Origin of the sequence: Leuconostoc sp. UCMA20149 (genome assembly GCF_030400235.1) — a bacterium.
Classification (GTDB): domain Bacteria; phylum Bacillota; class Bacilli; order Lactobacillales; family Lactobacillaceae; genus Leuconostoc; species Leuconostoc pseudomesenteroides.
On the sequence record NZ_VJYC01000047.1, the window covers coordinates 1 to 494 of the forward strand.

At 39.7% G+C, this 494-nt stretch carries 2 pseudogenes; one reads left to right on the plus strand and one right to left on the minus strand.

Annotated features, from left to right (window positions below):
* Window positions 1–304: pseudogene (locus FF105_RS11570) on the plus strand (ribonuclease J); the annotation flags it as partial.
* A gap of 32 nt (window positions 305–336) precedes the next feature.
* Here FF105_RS11570 and FF105_RS11635 read toward each other — a convergent pair.
* Window positions 337–494: pseudogene (locus FF105_RS11635) on the minus strand (ADP-ribosylglycohydrolase family protein); the annotation flags it as partial.

Genomic DNA, 494 nt, shown 5'->3' on the forward strand with positions numbered 1-494 from the left:
ACAAAAACTTTCTCAAGACGGCTTGGTAATTGTCACAGCAACAATCAATATGCAGACCAAAGAGATTCTTTCCGGGCCGGACCTTCTTAGCCGAGGATTTGTATATATGCGGGAATCCGTTGATCTAATCAACGATGGCCGTCGAGTTGCCTTTGGAACAATTAGAAAAGCGATGATGTCGTCCAACGCCGACGAAGGGTCGATCAGGCAAGCGGTAATCGATGAATTAAGCCACTATCTTTACAAGAAAACGGCCCGTAAACCAATCGTTATACCGGTCTTGATTCAAGTTAAATCTAATTAAAAAAACAGTTCTTAACTTTAAGAACTGTTTTTTTATGTTTCTGTATGAAAACGATTTGAACGATTGGCAAGTCGCAAAATTGAATTCGTTTCCGCCTTTTTATCAATCTGTTCAATTAAGCGCTCATCAAGATTACCGCGGTCAATTAATCCGTATATTCCATAAATGAAAGCCAAAATGGTTTGTCGCT